Below are 16,201 nucleotides of genomic sequence, written 5' to 3'. Positions count from 1 at the left end.
CGGCTTACCTCAATCTGGCCCCCTCCCCGCAAGATAGCGCTCGCTGTGGGTTTTAAAACGCTACGACGTGACTGACTTTGCTGATTGATTTGGGTTTTGACCTGGGTTTTGACGTTGAGGCGGCATTCAGCAGCGCTGACGAGGGCATCCACGCAGTGGAGGTTTAAAACCCACCGCGAGCGATTAGACGCCCTGCCTCTTACAAAATCTTCACTAACCCGATGGTGCGTTCAATCGCCAGCAGGATCAGCACCGCAATCACAATAAAGATCACCGAAATGGCATTCACCGTCGGGTCGAAGGTCTGATCAACATAGTTAAAGATCCTCACCGGAACGGTGATGGTATCCGGTGCGCTGAGAAACAGGCTGACGGACACTTCGCCAAACGACGTGACCCCGGCAAACACCGCGCCGGCCAGCATTCCGGGTTTGATCAGCGGCAGCGTCACGTGGCGGAAAGTGTACCAGCGCCCGGCCCCGAGGCTCATGGATACGGCTTCCAGCCTTCTGTCCATCGCCGCCAGACTGACGCTCACCGTACGCACCACATAGGGCAGCGCCACCACGATATGACCTATCACCAGCCCACTGACCAGCCCGGCAATCCCGGCGGCGGTCAGCACATACAGCAGGGCAATCCCCAGCACCACCTGCGGGATCATCAGCGGCGATAAAATAAAGGCCTGCAACGTCTCACGATAACGAAACTCAAGCCGCGCCAGCGCCCAGGCGGCAAAGGTGCCGAGGATCACCGTCAGCGGCGTCACCACCACTAACAGGATAAGGCTGATACTGAGCGACTCCCGCCAGCCCGCATCATCCAGCAATGCGGAGAACCAGCGCAGGGACACACCCTGCGGCGGAAACTGTGGATACGGTTCCGGGCTGAAGGCCGAGAGCACAATCACGCCGACCGGTAAGGCGAGAAACAGATACACCAGAATCCCGGTCAGCGTCACCAGCCCCTGGGTCAGGCGCCGCAGTATACGGTCAGTGACCATGATTTTTCTTCTCCCAGCGTTTGAGGAACAGGCCAACAATACCGGCCACCGCCAGCGTCATCACCAGCAGCGTCAGCGACAGCGCGGCCGCCAGCGGCAGATTCGCCGTCTGCATCGCCTGCTGATAGATGGCAATCGGCAACAAGGGTTGCAGCCGCCCGCCAATCAGCAACGGCGTAATGTAACTGCCTGCCGCCAGTGAAAAGACAATGATAAATCCGGTCAGCATCCCGGGCAGCGTCAGCGGTAACACCACCCGACGGAACGTCTGGCCCGGCGTGGCGCCCAGGCTCATCGCGGCCAGGCGCAACGACGGGGCAATTTCATTTAACGAGGTGATCAGCGGCAGCACGGCAAATGGCAGCATGACCTGCACATAGGCAATCACCACCGCATTCATATTCCACAACAGCGCCAGCGGCTGCGGGATCAGCCCGGTAAACAGCAGGAAGCCGTTAATCAGCCCGTTCTGCGCCAGCAGCACAATCCAGGCAAACGTGCGGATCACCACGCTGGTCAGCAGCGGCGAGATTAAAATCACATACAGCAGCGTACGCCAGTGGCGGCCTTTCACGGTCACCAGCAGCCAGGCGGCGGGCCAGGCCAGCAGCACGGTCATCGCCGCCGTCAGCAACGACACCCACAGCGTGGTCCAGAGCGCATACAGATACTGCGACTCGCCAAACACCGTCAGGTATTGCGCCAGGCTGTGGCCGGGCAGCGGATTCAGCAAACTGTCGACCGCGGTCAGGCTCTGATCGAGCAGCAGCAGCAGCGGCACCAGCAGAAACAGCACCAGGAACACCAGGCACGGCGTCAGCATCAGCCAGGGAAAGGCGTTCTGCCTAAGCCGGTTCATTGCGGCGCTCCCGGCGTGGGCAGCACGATGACATCGTCTTCACGCCACGCCAGGTAGAGCTTATCGCCCGGTGCGGGTAACTGACGGAAGTCCTGTTCCGCAGGCTGCACGCGCAGCTCGCCGCCGCCGGGAAGCTGGCACAGCAGGCGCAACGTCGCCCCGGCAAAGCTCGCCTCTTTTACGCTGGCGAAGGTGCCGTTAACCGCCGGTTCACCGCCGCCGGGCAGAATGCGGATGCGTTCCGGTCGCACAATCAGTAATGCGCTACGGGCATCAAAACGACTGGCTGCCAGCTGTAACGGCTGCCCCGCTGCACTGAAATGTTCGCTGGCCTGATAACGTTCGCTGCCACGGTCGGCCGTCACCTGGAACAGGTTCGCCTGCCCGACAAACTCGGCGACAAAACGGTTCTCCGGCTGACGGTAAAGTTCCGACGGCGTGCCCACCTGCTGCAACTGCCCCTGACCGAGAATACCGATGCGATCGGAGAGCGTCAGCGCCTCTTCCTGATCGTGAGTGACTAGCACCGTGGTGATGCCCACCCGTTTTTGCAGCGCACGCAGCTCATCCTGCATCTCCTTGCGCAGCCGGGCATCCAGATTGGACAACGGCTCATCCAGTAACAGCACCTGCGGCTCAATCGCCAGCGCACGGGCAATCGCCACGCGCTGCTGCTGGCCGCCGGAGAGCTGATGCGGCATGCGCGTTCCCAGCCCCTCCAGGCGCACCTGCCTGAGGGCCTCCGCGACCCGGCGGCGCTGCTCATCGCGCGCCACATGGCGCACCTTTAGCCCAAAAGCCACGTTATCCGCCACGCTGAGGTGCGGGAACAGCACATAGTTCTGGAACACCATGCCGATATTGCGTCGGTAAGGGGGTAACGCGGTCATATCCTGACTGCCAATCAACACCCGCCCGTCATCGGCCGCCAGAAAACCCGCGATGATATTCAGCAGCGTGGTTTTGCCACAGCCGCTGGGGCCGAGCAGGGAGAAAAACTCCCCCTGCTCTATCGTCATGCTGACGCCATCCAGCGCGCGATGCTGCCCAAACTGCCGCTTCACCGCGTCAATCACCACGGAACTCATTTTGTCGCCCCCAGCGACTGGCTCCAGCGGTTGGTCCAGTCGGCCAGCTGCGGCGTGGCCGTGGCGTAATCAATCCAGATCAGTTTGCTGTAGGCTTCTTCACCCACTTTCACCTGTTTTTTCAGGTTGTCGCTGTACTGCACCTCTTTATTGGTCATGCCGTACAGTGATTTATCGGAGAAGGCTTTCTGCACCTGGGCGCTGGAGAGCGCATTCACCACTTTGTAAGCATTCGCCAGATTCGGTGCGCCTTTCGGGATCACCCAGTTGGCCGCGCCAACCACCGCGCCTTCAGACGGGTACACAAAGTCGATTCTCATCCCCTGCTGTTTCAGGGCAAACACGCGACCATCCCAGAACGGCACAATCCACGCATCCCCGCGCTCCAGCAGCGTCTGGATGGCACCCGGGCTGTCCGGGAAGGCCACCGCGTTACCGCGCAGATCTTTCAGTTTGGCAAAGGCTTTATCCACATCAGCCGGGTTGTTCAGCTCACCGCCCAGCGCATGCACCAGCCCGGCAAAGAACTGCAGCCCCGCCGCATAGGTCGGTGACGAAATCGCCACGTGGCCTTTGTATTCCGGCTTCCACAGATCCAGCCAGCTGGTCGGCGGGGTTTTCACCAGGTCGCTGCGGTAGGCGAGGCCTAACTGCCCAAGACTGAACGCGGCAGCATAGGTTTTGTTCTCGCTGACAAAGCGCGTTTGCACACTCTGATAGAGCTTATCGAGGTTAGGAATCTCTTTGGCCTCCAGCGGTTGCAGCAACCCTGCTGCCGTCGCACGCTGCACGGTATCCGGCTGGAAAACCACAATATCGTAAGGCGAACGACGCCCTTTTGCCGCACGCAGTTTGGCAAACCATTCGGCATCGGCACCGGGCACCACGGTCAGTTTGATATGGTTATCTTTAGCAAACTGCTCCAGGCCGGAGGCACGAATATTCTTCTCCCAGTCACCGCCATACACCCCCACCACCACCGAATCCGTGGCTTCCGGCGCGGTTGCTGCCGTGGCTGCACCGCTGATAACAAGGCCGATCAAGGCAGAAAGCAGTGCCCCACTGTTTTTAGTTAAACGCATGTTCATCTCCTGGTGATGACGAGGTAAGGGATAAAAACTGCTGTTCCAGTGCGGCAACAGCGTCGGCAAAACACTGACGGGCAGTGTGAATATCGGCCTGCGTTTCACGCGGGAAGTGAGGCGGTAACTGCGCCAGCGCGGCGGCAAACGCCTGCTGGCGATAACGCTGTCTTTCCGCCGGCGTCAGCGCATAAAGTTGTTGGTTGAGGCGTGATAACAGCGCGGGGGAAAACACGGCCAGCCAGTTATCCCGCGCCGGGCCGGAGGACGAGCCCGGTGTTCTGGCCTGCTGACGCAGAGTGGTTGTCGCCTGCTGATCCACCTCGCCGTTGACGATGATCACGCCATACTGGTCGGCGGCGGACAGAATACCGATCAACTGGTTATCGACATCACGCTTCACCGCTGCCGGGTCGCGCAGGAAGGGATCGCCCCAACCGCCGCCGCCCGGGGTTTGCAGCAGCACCTCATCCCCGGCTTTGACGCTGAGCAGGTCAATTTTGCCCAGCACGGTGCCGCCCGCATCGCCCGGGTTGAGCGTCATGCGCGTGGGTTGCCCGGGCAGCCCGCCGTTGACGCCCCAGGGCTGGAACACCATCCGCTCCATGCCGCGCGCCAGCAGCGTGGTGTCATCGTGCAAAATGCGAATACGGATTTGCTGGCCCATACCACCGCGCCACTGCCCGGCTCCGGCAGACTCTGCGCGCAGGGCATACTGCACGATTTCGATTGAGGTTTCGGCTTCGACCATCTCCACCGGGTTGTTCGCCAGGTTAGAGATGCTGTTGTCACGCCCGTCGATGCCGTCACGGCCAAAACGGCCGCCACCGCCGCCGACCATCGGTTCAATCACCTGTACATTCTGCTCTTTGCCGTGGCGGGCCGTTTCTGCCACCACCAGCGGAATAATGGTGCCGCCGCTGGCCGCTGGCATCACTTCAGGCAGCGCCTGCCCCAGCAAACCGTTCAGTAAGTCGTTGACGCGCACGGCCGTGGCATGGCGCACGCCAACGGCGGCCGGGAACTGCGGATTGACCAGCGAACCGACCGGGGCAAACAGGGAAACAGGTTGCAGCAGACCGGCATTCAGTGGCACGGTTTTATCCAGCGTGCAGACCAGCGCCAGAATGCGCAGCGTCAGCCAGGCATGGGGATCGCCGTGGCTCGGGATATTCAGCGCCACAGCCACCTGAGCATCGCTGCCGCTGAAATCCAGATGCACATTGCCATCGTCAAAGGTGGCTTTCAGCGCCAGCCGCACCGGCAGGCCGCTGCCAGCCGCATCATCCAGATAGTCTTCAAATTCGTAGCTGCCCTGCGGGATACGGCGCAGCACCTGATGCGCACGGGCCGCCGCATACTGTTGCAGATCCTGCTGCGCCTGAATCACCTGAGGTGCAGCGTGCTGAGCAACGATTTTTTGCAGGCGCTGGCGCCCGGCCCCCAGTGCGGCGAGCATCGCCTGAATATCCCCGGCGTTGGCATCCGGCGTGCGGCTGTTGGCGGCGAGAATAGTGACCACGTCCTGATTCAGCACCCCCGCCCTGACCAGTTTGACCGGCGGGATTTGCAGCCCTTCCTGGAAGATATCGCTGTTGGTCGGTGAGATGCTGCTGGGCACACGGCCACCGACATCGGATGCATGGAGGAAGGCCCAGCCCCAGGCGACGATCTCCCCGTCAATAAACCAGGGTTCCAGCACCTGTAAATCCGGCAGGTGCGTTGCCAGCCCGCGCGAACGCCAGGGATCGTTAGTGAGGATCACATCCCCCGGCTGCACCTCGCCCACCGCCTGCATTGTGGTCAGCAGATTCAGCCCGACAAAACCGGACACCCCGATGCCGCGCGGATAGGCGAAGAACTTGCCGTGCCGATCGGCCACCGCGCAGCAGAAATCCGCCGTCTCTTTCACATACAGCGTGCGCCCGGTGCGTTGCAGGATATGGCACATCTCTTCCGTCAGCGCCGTCAGTTTATGGTTGAGGATCTCAAGCGTAATCGCGTCGAGCTTCACAGGGGGCCTCCCGTTTCACGGGTGATCAACAGGTTGCCTGCCGGGTCGAGCTGTGCCGTCCAGCCGGGGAGAATCAGCGTGGTGGTATCATCCTGTTCGACAATCGCCGGGCCTGTCAGGCGATCGTCAAACTGGATCTGCACACGCTGCCAGATATCCGCCGGCTGCCAGCGCTGGTTAAGATACAGCGGCCGCCGGGGGCGATGGGCTTCCGGCGCGTGTGGCACAAAGGCTTTCTCTGTCGGGCGCGGCAGCGGTGCCGTCAGCGACAGCCGCAGGGTGGTTAATTCGATATCGGTGCGGGCACCGGTAAAGCCGTAGCGCTGCTGGTGCAGCTGCTGGAAACTCTCCTGCAATCCGTCCAGGGTGAGCGTGTCCGCGCTGGCAAGGCTGACGCTCAGCTCATAGGCCTGGCCGCTGTAACGCATATCGGCTTCTACCGTATAACGCGGCGCTGCGCGGCTCAGGGCAGCGGCCTGCTCACCGAACCACTGCTGCGCCAGCAGATGAAGTTCGTCAAGGGTCGTGGTCAGCGTAATGAAGGTGGTGGCATTGACGCGCACGCGCAGGCTGCGCACAAAGTCACGGCGAATATCGGCGGTGATCGCCCCCTGTGCGCAGAAGGTGCCAGGACGTAACGGCACCACAATGCGTTCCAGGCCCGCCTCACTGGCAAACAGGTTGGCGTGCGTCGGTCCGGCACCGCCGAACGGGATCAACGTCAGGGCATCGGCCGAGACGCCGCGCTGCGCCACGGCTTTATTCAGCTCCGTCGCCATCTGCGTGGTCGCCACCGCCAGCGCCCCGCTGGCAACCTGCTCTGCCGCATCCTCGCCGCGGATACCGAGTTGCGCCGCCAGCGCGGCAAGCGCCGTTCGCGCCGCCGCAAGGTCGAGGGGAATGGTGCCGCCCAGCCGGGCATCAGCCGGCAGGATGCCGCAGACCAGATAGCAGTCGGTGATGGTCGGGGCCACGCCGCCGCGGCGATAGGCCACCGGGCCGGGATCGGCCCCTGCGCTTTCCGGCCCCACTTTTAAAATGCCGTATTCATCGACATGGATAATCGACCCACCTCCGGCGCCGATGGCAGAGACGCCGACCACCGGTAACATCAGCGGCAGGCCGCCAATATCAGTGCGGTTGACGCGTTCAACATCGCCCTCCGCAGAAAGGGAAATATCGCTGCTGGTGCCGCCCATATCGAAGGAGACATAGCCACCGCTGTGCGTGGTGGCCGCAAGATGTGCCGCCGCCATCACGCCCGATGCCGGGCCGGATAACAGCGTATCGACCGGGCGCTGGCGAGCCGACGCCAGCGGCAAGACGCCGCCGTTAGAGGCGGTGATCAGGAGCGGTGCGGTCACCGACTGCGGCTCCAGCAGCCCGGTGAGGCGGCTGAAATAGCGCTGCATCAGCGGCTGAATATAGGCATTCAGCCCGGCCACCAGCGTGCGTTCATATTCCCGGATTTCCGGCCACAGTTCGGCGGATGAGAGCACGGGGACATCATCAAGCTCAGCCTGCAGCCGCTGCGCCAGCTCGCCCTCCTGTTGCGGATTGGCGTAACCATTCAGGGTGACCAGCGCCACGGCGCTGACGTCGAGCCGGGCAATGGCCTGCGCCAGCGTGCTCAGAGCGTGCTCGTCCGGCCACTGCATCACCTCACCTGTCGGACTGAAGCGCGCGCCGATCTCCAGCACCCGCTCACGCGGTAGAAACGGCGGTTCACGGTCGGCATGAAAATCAAAGGAAGACGGCATACGTGCGCGGCCAATTTCCAGCACATCACGAAATCCCTGGGTGATCACCAGGGCAATTTTCGCACCACGACGCTGAATAATGGCGTTCAGGCCCAGCGTGGTGCCGTGCAGCAACAGGGAGAGTGCGCTGGCAGGCTGGCCCGTTTTCTTCAGCGCCGCCTGTAAGCCATCGCTAAAGGCCAGCGCCGGATCGGCCGGGGTACTGGGTTGTTTATGAAAGAAATAGTGCTGACGCTGAGGGTCAAATATCACAAAATCAGTAAAGGTGCCCCCGACATCCACTCCCACTGTCAGCCCGGCATCGGGAATGTTGTTCACCTTTTTCTCCTGATTCACGCGTAAGTCGCGAAATTGATTAATGAAATATTTTGTTAATTTTCCCTGGATACTCCCGTATTACGAATAACAAATAGGACTAACCTTTGCCGGAAAAAGCATGACGGTGTGTAACAGCCTTAATAGATGGTTTTCGTGTAGGCCGTGGAGTACCCATCATGATCTTTTGCAGAGTTCGGCCTCTGAGGGATCCCCCAGGCATTTTTTATCGCTGATAGTTTGGCTTCAGGTCTGAGGCCAGTTTGAGCACGCCGGATCGGCAACTGCCGCATCCATGCGGGCCTCGGCACGCGGCTTCCCTGCCGCGTGACGTCCGGCTTACCTCAATCTGGCCCCATCCCCGCAAGAGAATGCTCGCTGTGGGTTTTAAAACCGCGACGACATGATGATTTATGTGGATTGATTTGAATTTGGGTTTGACCTGGGTTTTGACGTTGAGGCGGCATTCAGCAGCGCTGAGGAAGCACAGTGAACCAGGACGAACCGCCAGGACGGCGGTGAGAGGGAGAGCCGGCACAGGGATGTGCCGTCACGACCACTCCGTCGGTGAACGACGCTTGCGAAGGCATCCACGCAGTGGACGCAGCGCCAGCCGCAAGCCCGGGTCCCCAGGGTGGGGGCGACTGCCCACCCTGGGTCGCGCAGCGGGAAAGCGAAACGCCCTTGACGTTGACGTTGACCTGGCCCTGGCCCTGAACCATCGTGCAAACCATCCCCAAAGGGTCGACCGGAAAAAGGGTCGCCCCCTTCGGCTCGCCGCCAGTCTCCCCCCTTTAATTGTCAAAGAGTGTAATCCCACACAAAAAACATTCACACGGAGATATAGCCTGTGCTATACCTTATAGCAACTGCTAATTACGTCGTATTTTTAAGCGCTTTCTGGGAGATTTCTATGCGTTTTCAGTTCCGGTTAAAAAGGTGGATCTGCGCCACTCTGCTCGCCACATTGCCGCTGGCACCCGCGCTGGCACAGGAAAAATTCAAGGTCATCACTACCTTCACAGTGATTGCCGATATGGCCAAAAACGTGGCGGGTGACGCTGCGGACGTGGCGTCCATCACCAAAGCCGGGGCAGAAATCCACGAATATCAACCCACGCCGGGGGATATCAAACGCGCCCAGGGCGCACAGCTGATCCTCGCCAATGGCCTGAACCTGGAGCTCTGGTTCCAGCGTTTTTATCAACACCTTTCCGGCGTGCCGGAAGTGGTGGTGTCTGACGGCATTGTGCCTATGGGCATCAGCGAGGGGCCTTACAGCGGTAAACCCAATCCTCATGCCTGGATGTCACCCAAAAATGCCCTGATCTACGTTGATAACATCCGCGATGCGCTGGTGAAACACGATCCGGCCAATGCCGATATCTATCGTAAAAATGCCGCCGCTTACAAAGAAAAAATCAGCGCCACGGTGGCCCCGGTGCAGCAGGCTCTGGCGAGTATCCCGGCCGATAAGCGCTGGCTGGTGACCAGTGAAGGCGCCTTCTCCTATCTGACGCGTGATTTCGGGATGAAAGAGCTTTACCTGTGGCCGATCAACGCCGACCAGCAGGGCACCCCGCAGCAGGTGCGTAAAGTGATCGATAAAGTGAAGCAGGAGAAGATCCCGGCGGTGTTCAGCGAAAGCACGGTTTCCGATAAAGCCGCCCGCCAGGTGGCGCGTGAAACCGGCAGTCATTACGGCGGCGTGCTGTACGTTGACTCCCTCAGCGCCGCCGATGGGCCGGTGCCGACCTATCTCGATTTACTGCGCGTCACCAGCGACACCATCGTTAAAGGCATTCAGCAGGGGCTGGCAAAATGAACACTATCCAGGCGGCACCCGACGGCATTCGGGTTAACGATCTGACAGTCACCTATCGTAACGGGCATACCGCCCTGCGCGATGCCACCTTACAGGTACCCGGCAGCAGCATCGCCGCCCTGGTGGGGATTAACGGTTCGGGTAAGTCCACGCTGTTTAAAGCCATTATGGGCTTTGTGCCGCTCTCCCGTGGATCAATTACCCTGCTGGGCCAGCCCGCACACAAGGCACTGAAGCAGAATATGGTGTCTTATGTGCCGCAGTCTGAAGAGGTTGACTGGTCCTTCCCGGTACTGGTGGAAGATGTGGTGATGATGGGCCGCTACGGCCATATGGGCATGCTGCGCATTGCGCGTGCGGAAGATAAACGCCTGGTGACAGAAGCCCTGGAGCGCGTCGGCATGGCGGAGTTTCGTCAGCGTCAGATTGGCGAGCTTTCCGGCGGGCAGAAGAAACGCGTATTCCTGGCGCGTGCCATCGCCCAGCGCGGCCAGGTGATCCTGCTGGATGAACCCTTTACCGGCGTCGACGTCAACACCGAACGCCAGATCATCAGCCTGCTGCATGAGCTGCGCGAGGAAGGCCGCACCCTGCTGGTCTCCACCCATAATCTGGCCTCGGTCAGTGAATACTGCGACCACACGGTGATTGTGAAAGGCACCGTGCTGGCCTGCGGCCCGACGGCCACCACCTTTACCCGCGCCAATCTTGAAAACGCCTTTAGCGGCGCACTACGCGACGTGGTGTTCGGCGACGGCGATGCGCGTCCTGCGCTTTCCATGGTGCAGGGGGATCGCTAATGGCGTGGCTGGCGGAACCGTTCCACTATCAATATATGCTGAATGCCATGTGGGTATCGGCGCTGGTGGGCGGCGTGTGTGCGTTTCTCTCCTGCTATCTGATGCTCAAGGGCTGGTCCCTGATTGGAGATGCGCTGTCACACTCCATCGTGCCGGGCGTGGCCGGGGCATATATGCTCGGGCTGCCTTTCGCCCTGGGCGCGTTTCTCTCCGGCGGGCTGGCGGCGGGCAGTATGCTGTTTTTAAATCAGCGCACCCGGCTGAAAGAGGACGCGATTATCGGGCTGATCTTCTCCTCCTTCTTTGGCCTTGGGCTGTTTATGGTGTCGCTCAACCCCACGTCGGTGAACATTCAGACCATTGTGCTGGGCAACATCCTGGCGATTGCCCCGGAAGATATCATTCAGCTGGCGCTGATTGGCTTTATCTCGCTGCTGATCCTGCTGATCAAATGGAAGGATCTGATGGTGACCTTCTTTGACGAGAACCATGCGCGCTCCGTCGGGCTCAATCCCACGCGGCTGAAACTGCTGTTTTTCACCCTGCTGGCCGCCTGCACCATTGCTGCGTTGCAGACCGTGGGGGCATTTCTGGTGATCTGCCTGGTGGTCACGCCGGGTGCTACTGCCTATCTGCTCACCGACCGTTTCCCGCGCCTGCTGATGATTGCCGTCGCTATCGGCAGCACTACCAGCTTCTTCGGTGCGTGGATCAGCTACTACCTGGATGGCGCCACGGGCGGCATTATTGTCGTGGCACAGACGCTGGTGTTTCTCACCGCCTTTGTGTTTGCCCCTAAACACGGACTGCTGGCCCGCCGCCGTCGCGCAGCCGCCCCGCAGCAGGAGGCATGATGAACCTGACAGAACTGCTGTTAAGCCCATTTGAATTTGATTTTATGAACACGGCGCTGACCATCTCGGTGATTGTCGCCATCCCCTGCGCCCTGCTCTCCAGCTTTATGGTGATCAAGGGCTGGTCGCTGATGGGCGATGCCATGAGCCATGCGGTGTTCCCCGGTGTGGTGATCGCCTGGATTGTCGGCATTCCGCTCGCCATCGGGGCCTTTTGCGCCGGACTGTTCTGCGCGCTGGCCACCGGTTATCTGAAAGAGAACAGCCGCATCAAGCAGGATACGGTGATGGGGATTGTCTTCTCCGGGATGTTTGCCGCAGGGTTGATCCTCTACATCTCGATTCAGTCCGAGGTGCATCTCGACCATATTCTGTTTGGCGATATGCTGGGGATCTCCACCAGCGATCTGCTGCAAAGCGGCGGCATTGCCTGCGTGATTGCGGTGATTATCGGGGTGAAATGGCGCGACCTGGTGCTGCATGCGTTTGACCCGCATCAGGCGAAAGCCAGCGGGCTGAACACCACCCTGCTGCACTACGGCCTGCTGAGTATGATTGCCCTGACGATTGTGGCGACGTTAAAAGCGGTGGGGATTGTGCTGTCGATTGCCCTGCTGATTGCACCGGGTGCGATTGCCATTCTGCTGATGCGTCGCTTCTCCAGCGTGATGATCTGCGCGGTGCTGTTGTCGGTGGTGGTGTGCTTTAGTGGAACCTATCTTTCTTTCTTCCTCGACAGTGCCCCCGGCCCGACCATTGTCGTGCTGTTCGCCCTGCTGTTTATCGCGGCGTTTATCTGGTCAGTGCGCCGCGAGCGCCGGGTGGTGCTCTCCTGACCGATAAGAAAAACGGCGTCTGCACAGGACGCCGTTTCTGTCGGTTTAGCTGATATCCTGGCCGTTGGTGGCGATCACTTTCTGATACCAGTGGAAGGATTTCTTCTTGTAGCGGTTGCCGGTGCCGCTGATCTTGTCGTCCAGATCAACATAGATAAAGCCGTAACGCTTGCTCATCTCCCCCGTCGACATGCTCACCAGATCGATGCACCCCCACGGGGTGTAGCCCATCAGCTCAACGCCATCGTCAATCGCTTCCGCCATCGCATCAATGTGCTTACGCAGGTAGTTAATGCGGTAGTCATCGGCGATGTTGAAGCTCTCATCGGGCTCATCCACCGCGCCCAGACCGTTTTCAACAATAAACAGCGGCTTCTCATAGCGGTCATACAGCTGGTTCAGCGCAATGCGCAGGCCAACCGGATCAATCTCCCAGCCCCAGGCACTGGCTTCGAGGAACGGGTTACGCGCCCCGCCCAGCAGGTTACCGCTGGCTGCTGCCGCATCCGGGTCGGTGGCATAAGTGGTGGAGGACATGTAGTAGCTGAAACCGATGTAATCGACGGTATGCTGCTTAATCAGCTCCAGGTCACCCGGCTGGATATCCAGCGTCACGCCCAGCGACTGCCACAGTTTTTTGGCGTAGTACGGATATTTCCCGCCCGCCTGCACATCAGCGCAGTAGAAGTTAAACGCCTGGGTCTCTTTCAGCGAGGCCAGCTGGTTGAGCGGATTACAGTCGTACGCGTAGTTGGTGGCAAATAGGATCATGCAGCCCATCTGGATCTGCGCGTTGGTTTCGTGGGCAATTTTCACCGCCAGACTGCTGGCGACAAACTGGTTATGCCAGCCCTGGAATTTCGCCTGCGCTTCCAGCGCGCCGGTTTTCACCGTCAGCCCCTGGCTCATCATCGGGAAGTGCGCGGCGCTGTTGATCTCGTTAAAGGTCATCCAGTACTTCACTTTATCGCCGAATCGCTCGAGCACCGTGCGGGCAAAGCGCTCAAAGTGGCCGATCACCTCACGGTTTTTCCAGCCACCGAACACGGTCGCGAGGTGCAGCGGCATTTCGTAGTGGGAAATGGTGATCACTGGTTCAATGCCGTGTGCAATACAGGCATCAATCACCTGGTCGTAATGGCTGAGGCCCGCCTCATTGGGCTGCTGTTCAATGCCGTTCGGGTAGATGCGCGTCCAGGCAATCGAGAAGCGATAGCATTTGAAACCCATCTCAGCAAACAGCGCGATATCTTCACGGAAGCGATGATAGTGGTCGATGCCTTTGTGGTTGGGATAGGTGAAGCGGGTTTCATCCAGCGTAAAGTCGAACTCTGGTGCGGCCACAATGCTCAAGCGCTGTTTGCCGCCCGGGATGGCATCGACAATCGACAGGCCTTTGCCGTCGACGTCGTATGCTCCTTCAACCTGATTAGCAGCCGTTGCGCCGCCCCACATAAAGCCCTGCGGAAACCTGTCTTTCATGCCACTTTTCCTTAAATGATACGGAGAGTTAGCGGCGCCGCAGCGCGAACGCACTGCCCTGACCCGACGTCAGCACCGCCTGAACGGCAGAAATAGTAGAGCAAAATCGGTGGAGTGAACAGCACCATGAAACCGATTGCAGAAATGAACCATATAATGAAACTTACCCTCTCCCGCCCACTGCGCTTTGGCACGAATAACTTTCGCAGCATGCCCTTTGGCTGAAGTTACTGACGATAAAGCACGATAAATGTTGAGTAAATCATCAGGTTGCTGCAAACATCAGCAGTTAGTTGCCCATCGTAACTTTTGCCGTTGACACCCAGGGTCGGGATCATTAATATGCGCCTCGTTCACACGATTCCTCTGTAGTTCAGTCGGTAGAACGGCGGACTGTTAATCCGTATGTCACTGGTTCGAGTCCAGTCAGAGGAGCCAAATTTAGAGAAGCCCGCTCAGGGAAACCTGAGCGGGCTTTTTGTTTTTGGCGCGTATCAATCGTGGCGGGATCAGATGTCATTCATCAAAAGCGATGTGCTTTCGATGCTGCGCTTGGTGGCTTTGAAAAAATATAGCGTTTGTCGTTCTTCAGTGCTTTCAGCCAGGAAGCGATATAGCTTTCATGCTGGACCTCTCCGACAATCCCCAGATCCGCCATCAGGAACGCGCTTCCCAGCTCGGCGATCAGCTCCTCAAAAGCATAATTCTCACTGCCAAACTTTCCTTTCATTTCACGGTTCAGCCGGCTTTTTGCCCCGCTCCAGTGAACCAGCTCATGCAGTCCGGTGGCGTAGAAATTGGCCGCATCGGTAAAAAGACAACGTTCAGGTAAACGGATTTCATCAGTTGACGGTGCAAAAAAGGCGTTTTGTCCCTTCTCAATGATGGTTGCACCACTGTTACGGAAAAGCGCTTCCACCTGCGGTAACGGCTCAAAGGTCTCTGCCGGGAAAACGGCTTCGTCACTCAGAGGCAAACCATCAATTTGCTCAACATTAAACACGGTGAACGTCTTCAGCATCGGGATAAAGTCAGTTTCTCCGTCGTCATTTTCCTTTTCCAGTGTGGTATAGAAAATGGCGGTAGTGCCGTGTTCCCCTTTACGCACCTGCCCGCCTTCCGCTTGCGCCTGTTTGTAAGTCATCCAGCGGGAATCGCTGAATCCCTGCTCGGACGCACTGCTCCACAACAACATGATATTCATTCCACTGTAGGCCGCTCCAGTTGAGTAATTTGTAGGTAATCCTGACGTGCCCGGTACCCGCTGCCACGGGCAGGACCACGGTTTTACACCGGCTTCAAGCGCTGTGATGATGCTCTCGGTAACTGTCTGATAAATATCCGTCCTGGTTTTAGAAAATTTCGTTTTTGAGGAGCCTGACTGCTCCAGCGGGGATACGCTGGTCGCCGCTGCGGTGTTAGGGGCGCTAGTCTGGGTATGCAGGGAAATCGTCATGATTTTTTCTCCGTCAGTGGTGTGATTTTCGTCTTCGTATCGCCTGACGGTTCGCTTTCCCGACATCGTTCCGGCACGCAAGGACGCAGAATGCGTGCCATTTATCCTTGCAGGACGGGTTGTGTTGGGAAACGATTAACCGAAAGCCGATACAGGAACGAAAAGCGCACAGGAGAAAAAACTGCCCCTGCATAGCCGGGCGTAGCGCCCCTTACTCCGCAGTGGTGAAAAGTAGATTGGTGGTGTTGAGTCTAGGACCGGCACTGACAGGAACTTCATGTAGGTGTTAGCATGCTTTCCTGCCGGACGTGGCGATCCTGCTAACCGGGGGCGGTTTGTTCTTAAATAGTCTCGTTCCAGCATCAATTACTACCTGTTTCGGGCTGTCTCTGTATTGAACGCATCGTACAGTCTGTCCACCACCACCCGGATCCGGGGTGAGAGATTTCTTAAGCAGCCCACAACGTCGTAACCGGGGCAACCGGGCTTAGCAAGCGGCCCCAGCTTGCTACGCAAGTGTGACTATGGTTTTGATAGTAACCAGCATCGTCAGTTGTGATTCTGGTACATATAAGAGGCGGTCTTACTCGCTAGCGACTCGCTCTCCCACTTAAGTAATAAGCCTAAAGTTTCGTAATTATCTGATTGCCAGATTGACCAAATCCATAACATGAGTAACATTTGTAAATATTCATACAAGTGCAGTGCCTATGCAGCTGAGGGCGGTAGCGTGGGCCGAGGTCTCACTTTCTACTTTGGAAGCCAATTGGCTATCACGTTCGAGCCTGTTCTTAGCAGCAAGAGATTGAAACGTGCTATCCGGTTAG

12 protein-coding genes and 1 tRNA gene are annotated in these 16,201 nt (G+C 58.8%); 5 read left to right on the top strand and 8 right to left on the bottom strand.

What is annotated here, in order from left to right:
• Positions 1 to 199: 199 nt before the first annotated feature.
• Genes FVB43_RS07815 through FVB43_RS07790 form a run of 6 tightly spaced genes read right to left on the bottom strand, consistent with a single transcriptional unit; the run spans position 200 to position 8,124 of the window.
• On the bottom strand, positions 200 to 1,003 hold the full coding sequence (locus FVB43_RS07815) for an ABC transporter permease (RefSeq protein ID WP_133841685.1): 804 nt from the start codon (positions 1,001 to 1,003) through the stop codon (positions 200 to 202).
• Positions 993 to 1,862: an ABC transporter permease gene (locus tag FVB43_RS07810; protein WP_133841684.1), complete on the bottom strand. Its 870-nt coding sequence runs from the start codon at positions 1,860 to 1,862 to the stop codon at positions 993 to 995. Before FVB43_RS07810 ends, FVB43_RS07815 begins: the two co-directional genes overlap by 11 nt.
• Entirely contained in the window at positions 1,859 to 2,950 is a 1,092-nt protein-coding gene (locus FVB43_RS07805; protein ID WP_167863737.1) for an ABC transporter ATP-binding protein, read from the bottom strand. Before FVB43_RS07805 ends, FVB43_RS07810 begins: the two co-directional genes overlap by 4 nt.
• Entirely contained in the window at positions 2,947 to 4,032 is a 1,086-nt protein-coding gene (locus tag FVB43_RS07800; protein ID WP_133841682.1) for an ABC transporter substrate-binding protein, read from the bottom strand. Before FVB43_RS07800 ends, FVB43_RS07805 begins: the two co-directional genes overlap by 4 nt.
• Positions 4,019 to 6,046 (bottom strand): hydantoinase B/oxoprolinase family protein, encoded by a 2,028-nt coding sequence (locus FVB43_RS07795; protein ID WP_133841681.1) that lies wholly within the window; start codon positions 6,044 to 6,046, stop codon positions 4,019 to 4,021. The genes FVB43_RS07800 and FVB43_RS07795 overlap by 14 nt, the downstream gene beginning before the upstream one ends.
• Positions 6,043 to 8,124 (bottom strand): hydantoinase/oxoprolinase family protein, encoded by a 2,082-nt coding sequence (locus tag FVB43_RS07790; protein WP_197931263.1) that lies wholly within the window; start codon positions 8,122 to 8,124, stop codon positions 6,043 to 6,045. The genes FVB43_RS07795 and FVB43_RS07790 overlap by 4 nt, the downstream gene beginning before the upstream one ends.
• A 910-nt stretch (positions 8,125 to 9,034) precedes the next feature.
• Here FVB43_RS07790 and FVB43_RS07785 point away from each other — a divergent pair.
• From FVB43_RS07785 to FVB43_RS07770, 4 genes are read left to right on the top strand one after another with little or no spacing between them, the layout of a single operon-like run.
• Entirely contained in the window at positions 9,035 to 9,946 is a 912-nt protein-coding gene (locus FVB43_RS07785) for a metal ABC transporter substrate-binding protein (protein WP_133841679.1), read from the top strand.
• A complete protein-coding gene (locus FVB43_RS07780; protein WP_167863736.1) occupies positions 9,943 to 10,746 on the top strand; it encodes a manganese/iron ABC transporter ATP-binding protein in 804 nt (267 codons plus the stop codon). Before FVB43_RS07785 ends, FVB43_RS07780 begins: the two co-directional genes overlap by 4 nt.
• Positions 10,746 to 11,600, top strand: coding sequence for an iron/manganese ABC transporter permease subunit SitC (gene sitC, locus FVB43_RS07775; protein ID WP_133841677.1), 855 nt, complete (start codon positions 10,746 to 10,748; stop codon positions 11,598 to 11,600). The genes FVB43_RS07780 and sitC overlap by 1 nt, the downstream gene beginning before the upstream one ends.
• Positions 11,600 to 12,436 (top strand): metal ABC transporter permease, encoded by an 837-nt coding sequence (locus tag FVB43_RS07770; RefSeq protein WP_167863850.1) that lies wholly within the window; start codon positions 11,600 to 11,602, stop codon positions 12,434 to 12,436. Before sitC ends, FVB43_RS07770 begins: the two co-directional genes overlap by 1 nt.
• Before the next feature lie 45 nt (positions 12,437 to 12,481).
• On the opposite strand, the gene FVB43_RS07765 is transcribed toward FVB43_RS07770, so the two are convergent.
• Positions 12,482 to 13,918 (bottom strand): glycoside hydrolase family 1 protein, encoded by a 1,437-nt coding sequence (locus FVB43_RS07765; RefSeq protein ID WP_167863735.1) that lies wholly within the window; start codon positions 13,916 to 13,918, stop codon positions 12,482 to 12,484.
• Positions 13,919 to 14,280: 362 nt separating this feature from the next.
• Here FVB43_RS07765 and FVB43_RS07760 point away from each other — a divergent pair.
• A tRNA-Asn gene (locus tag FVB43_RS07760) sits at positions 14,281 to 14,356 on the top strand.
• Positions 14,357 to 14,441: 85 nt separating this feature from the next.
• Here the strand turns inward: FVB43_RS07760 and FVB43_RS07755 are convergent.
• Positions 14,442 to 15,374, bottom strand: a complete 933-nt coding sequence (locus FVB43_RS07755) for an ArdC family protein (RefSeq protein WP_167863734.1) — start codon at positions 15,372 to 15,374, stop codon at positions 14,442 to 14,444.
• Positions 15,375 to 16,201 lie beyond the last annotated feature (827 nt).

The sequence above is a fragment of the Erwinia rhapontici genome (assembly GCF_012271765.1).
In the GTDB taxonomy this organism is placed as follows: Bacteria; Pseudomonadota; Gammaproteobacteria; order Enterobacterales; family Enterobacteriaceae; genus Erwinia; species Erwinia rhapontici.
The sequence above is the reverse complement of the archived record's forward strand: the minus strand, read 5'-3'. Positions and strand labels throughout refer to the sequence as shown.